This is a genomic window from Mesorhizobium sp. M7A.F.Ca.CA.002.15.2.1, assembly GCF_003998715.1.
In the GTDB taxonomy this organism is placed as follows: Bacteria; Pseudomonadota; Alphaproteobacteria; order Rhizobiales; family Rhizobiaceae; genus Mesorhizobium; species Mesorhizobium ciceri.
In genome coordinates, this window is sequence record NZ_RZPI01000526.1 from 1 (window position 1) to 4,074 (window position 4,074).

The following is a 4,074-nucleotide window of genomic DNA, read 5'->3' on the forward strand; positions in this document are numbered from 1 at the left end:
CCTCACCATCGTCGCCGTGCAAGATGCTGAGCGTGATGATGGGAACGGGAGACGAAATGCTTCCAGCTGGCGCTCTTGCCATCGTCGTCGGCTTTCGCCATGAAGGCCGATGAATTCGCCTCTGCCAGCCAGCGCACGCCAGCGGCTCGACGACCTGCTCGTCCAGCGCGGGCTGTTTGCCAGCCGCTCGCGTGCCCGCGACGCGGTCGAGCGCGGCACTGTGACCGTCGACGGCCTCATTGCGCGCAAGCCCGGCCAGAGCGTTTTGCCGCAATGTCACGTTACCATCGATGATCCGGCGCAAGGCTATGTGTCGCGCGCGGCACTCAAGCTGATCGGCGGGCTCGATCATTTCGGCCTCGATCCTGCCGGCCGTGAAGCGCTCGACATCGGCGCCTCGACCGGCGGCTTCACCCAGGTGTTGCTCGAGCGCGGCGTGGCCCATGTCACCGCCGTCGATGTCGGTCATGGCCAGATGCATCCTGATATCGGCGGCGACCCGCGTGTGACGGTGATCGAAGGGCTGAACGCCCGCGACCTCGCCGTCACCGATCTCGGCGGGCGTATTCCGGATTTCATCGTCTCCGACGTCAGCTTCATCTCGCTGAAACTGGCGCTGCCGCCGGCCCTTGGTCTGGCCAAGGCTGGCGCAAAGGCCATGTTTCTGGTCAAGCCGCAATTCGAGGCCGGCAGGGAAGCGCTCGGCAAGGGTGGTCTGTTGAAGGATCCCTTCGACGCCGCCCGTGTCGCCGGCCTGCTGCAGGATTGGCTGGACTCCGTTCCCGGCTGGCGCTCGCTGGGGCTGCATCTGTCGCCGATCGATGGCGGCGACGGCAATCGCGAATTCCTGCTCGGTGGGATCAAGGACCGATGAGCGCGCGCTTCAGCATCAGGAAACTTGGCGCCCAGGGCGACGGTGTCGCCGAGACCGAGACAGGCGATCTGTTCATTCCCTTCACACTGCCCGGTGAAACGGTCACCGCCGCGCGCGAAAGGGATCGCGCCATGCTGATGGCGGTGCTGGAAGCATCGCCGCTGCGCATCGATCCCGCCTGCCGCCACTTCACCGAATGCGGCGGTTGCGCGCTCCAGCATTTCGAAGCCGAAGCCTATCGCCAGTGGAAGCGCGAAAAAGTGGCGCACATCCTGAAGGGCAAGGGCATCGATTGCGAGATCGGTGACCTGGTCGCCTGCGCACCGCAGACGCGCCGCCGTGTCGTGCTTGCCGCCCGGCGCACCGAGACAGGCATGCTGCTCGGCTTCCATCGCCATCTGTCGCCGGAGATCGTCGCCATATCGGAATGCCCGATCTCGCTGCCGGAGATCGTTGCCGCGCTCGATCGCTTGAAGGCGCTCGCCGAATTGGTCTGCGCAACCGCCAAATCGTTCCGGCTGGCGGTCACCGTGACCGGTTCGGGGCTCGATGTCGCGGTTCACGAATCCGGCAAGCTCGGGGAGCACCAGCGCCGGATCGCGGCTAACTTCGTCATGGCGCAGGGCTTTGCCAGGCTGTCCATCGATGACGAAATCATTATCGAGCCGAAAAAGCCGGTGGTCATGTTCGGCAGCGTCGCTGTCGCCTTGCCCCCGGGCGCGTTCCTGCAGGCAACCGAGGCCGCCGAACAGGCGATGGCCGACATCGTCGGCGGACATCTGAAGCGTGCCAAGAAGGTGGCGGATCTTTTCGCCGGTTGCGGTAGCTTTGCTCTGCGCCTGGCCGCGAAGTCGGAAGTCCATGCGGTGGAAGGCGATGCGGCAGCGCTTTCAGCGCTCGACCGTGGATCGCGCTTCGCCACCGGCTTGAAGCGGGTGACGGGCGAACGCCGCGACCTGTTCCGCCGGCCGCTGACGTTCAAGGAGTTGAATGCGTTCGACGGTGTGGTGTTCGACCCGCCGCGCGCCGGCGCCGAGGACCAGTCGAAGCAGATCGCCCGCTCGGATGTTCCCTACGTTGCCGCGGTATCCTGCAATCCGGTGACGCTGGCTCGCGACCTGCGCATCCTCATCGACGGCGGCTACGCCTTGAAGAGCGTGACGCCGATCGACCAGTTCCTGTGGTCGCCGCAAGTCGAAGCGGTGGCACTGCTGGAGAAGCCGAAGAAGCGGCGATAGCCTGGAGGCTTCGGCCCTACGAACTTGGCGACAGTCGTTTCGACGTGCCGCCGCGTTGGTTGATCGACACCCAGGTGTTTGGGTTCTGCTGCGACTGACGTTTCACGAAGTAATAGCCCGTCGCATTCCAGGGCCTGATCTCATTGACCAGATTGTCCAGGACAAGATCACCCTTGTCGGTTTTCACCGTCAGAATGGTGTGGCCTTCATTGTCCAGGTCGCGCACCACGGTCATCAGCAACGCTTGCCGGGGGAATCCCGCTGCCAGAAGAAGCTTGCGCTTGTAGAGCGCGTAGATCTTGCAGTCGCCCTTACCGTCTACCGGATAGTCCCAGTGATCCGCCATCGTACCCCAGTGATCGAAATTGCTGACGGGTTTGATGGCGCTGTTCGCCTTGTGATTTATCCGCTTGAGGATGCGTAGGTTCTGCGCGGTCAGCTTGATATTCGCGGCCGGCAGAGCGGGCACCTTGCACTCCTTTGGCCGGCGATGGCAGAAATCGACCCAACCGTAGGGGACGCTGGTGCTTCCACCAATTGCGGCAGATTGCGTCGATCGCGACTTGAACAATGTCGACTGTGCCGCCGCCGGACTGGCTTGCAACCATGTCGCGCCAATCAACGAAACGAAGCCAAGCAGGAAAGAGGAGGTCAGGACGCCGGGGAAATGCCGCATTGCCAACACCACCGCAACCAGAAGGCCGGCACTGCGTTCGTGCGGAAACGGCAGCCCAGGCAGTTAAACACCTAACAATTTCCTAATGCCGATTGTGTTCACTTCAAGGTGCAGCCGGGAATTCAAACTGGAAAACGCAAGCATCAGCGGGCGCATTCGGTCTGACTCGACCATCAGGGCGCCAGCGACGGACCTTTGTCATGCTTCCTGCAAGCTGTCATATCCCGCCGTCTTTGCAGCCTTGAGGAAATTACGATCAAAGGTTGCAAAGCCAGCGCAATGAGCTGATTTCCCCAGATGCAGAGCATCTGCGAAATCCATTCCCTTCTTTGCGAGGTCGAGTGCGGACGACACCACCGCGCTGTCCGCGACCTCTACTGTTGGGAGCCCGCCAAATGTCCGCAGCGCGATGTCAGGCGCCGCATAACGTAAGCGCCGGCGCAACTCTCATGATGGCGCTCTCGGGTGCGCTCGTCGCCTGGATTTTGCGAAAGATCGCTCGAACCGGGCTATTGCCGTCCTATGCACTTGGCATCGCAGCCATGACGTTTGTCGCAGCTGCGCTGTATGTCTCCGGCCACGACGGGACCGTCGACTACCTGAGTGCTTGGGTCAAATATGCGATCGGTGGCGTCATCGCCTTCCTGATTCTCTACACGACTTCGCGCCGGTCTATCGGCAAGGCATAAGCCCGGCCATCGGGGCCGTTCGCTCAGACCCGCGTGCCGCCCACCGTCATCTGGTTCATGCGCAGATGCGGCTGGCCGACGCCGACCGGCACGCCCTGTCCGGCCTTGCCGCACATGCCGATGCCGGTGTCGAGCTTCATGTCGTTGCCGATCATCGAGACGCGATGCATGGCGTCCGGACCGTTGCCTATCAGCATCGCGCCCTTGATCGGCTGCGTCACCTTGCCGTTCTCGATCATGTAGGCCTCGGTGCAGCCGAACACGAATTTGCCCGAGGTGATGTCGACCTGGCCGCCACCGAAGGAGACGGCATAGATGCCGTTCTTGACCGAGGCGATGATTTCGTCCGGCTCCATGTCGCCCGCCGTCATATAGGTGTTGGTCATGCGCGGCATCGGCTGGTGTGCGTAGCCTTCGCGGCGGCCGTTGCCGGTTGCCTTCATGCCCATCAGCCGGGCGTTCTGGCGATCCTGCATGTAGCCGACCAGCTTGCCGTCCTCGATCAGCACATTGCGGGCCGAAGGCGGGCCTTCGTCGTCGACTGTCAGCGAGCCGCGCCGCTCGGGCATCGTGCCGTCGTCGACGACGGTCACCCCC

6 protein-coding genes are annotated in these 4,074 nt (G+C 63.0%); 3 read left to right on the top strand and 3 right to left on the bottom strand.

What is annotated here, in order from left to right; all coding sequences use genetic code 11:
* Window positions 1-109 precede the first annotated feature (109 nt).
* Both ENZ74_RS24225 and ENZ74_RS24230 read left to right on the top strand, forming a co-directional pair.
* The gene (locus tag ENZ74_RS24225) at window positions 110-874 is read left to right on the top strand and encodes a TlyA family RNA methyltransferase (RefSeq protein ID WP_127313037.1); all 765 of its coding nucleotides are present in this window, start codon (window positions 110-112) and stop codon (window positions 872-874) included.
* Window positions 871-2,112, top strand: coding sequence for a class I SAM-dependent RNA methyltransferase (locus ENZ74_RS24230; RefSeq protein WP_063167677.1), 1,242 nt, complete (start codon window positions 871-873; stop codon window positions 2,110-2,112). Before ENZ74_RS24225 ends, ENZ74_RS24230 begins: the two co-directional genes overlap by 4 nt.
* Before the next feature lie 16 nt (window positions 2,113-2,128).
* On the opposite strand, the gene ENZ74_RS24235 is transcribed toward ENZ74_RS24230, so the two are convergent.
* Together ENZ74_RS24235 and ENZ74_RS24240 are read right to left on the bottom strand one after the other, a co-directional pair.
* Window positions 2,129-2,788 carry a transglutaminase-like cysteine peptidase gene (locus tag ENZ74_RS24235; protein WP_063167678.1) on the bottom strand — a complete coding sequence of 220 codons (660 nt, stop codon included), beginning with the start codon at window positions 2,786-2,788 and terminating at the stop codon, window positions 2,129-2,131.
* A gap of 198 nt (window positions 2,789-2,986) precedes the next feature.
* Entirely contained in the window at window positions 2,987-3,142 is a 156-nt protein-coding gene (locus ENZ74_RS24240; RefSeq protein WP_244514273.1) for a hypothetical protein, read from the bottom strand.
* 41 nt (window positions 3,143-3,183) lie between these two features.
* Here ENZ74_RS24240 and ENZ74_RS24245 point away from each other — a divergent pair, with 41 nt between their 5' ends.
* Window positions 3,184-3,477: a hypothetical protein gene (locus ENZ74_RS24245; RefSeq protein ID WP_063167679.1), complete on the top strand. Its 294-nt coding sequence runs from the start codon at window positions 3,184-3,186 to the stop codon at window positions 3,475-3,477.
* Window positions 3,478-3,500: 23 nt separating this feature from the next.
* Here ENZ74_RS24245 and ENZ74_RS24250 read toward each other — a convergent pair.
* On the bottom strand, window positions 3,501-4,074 hold a 574-nt coding region (locus ENZ74_RS24250), incomplete at its 5' end, for a metallopeptidase TldD-related protein (protein WP_245470997.1).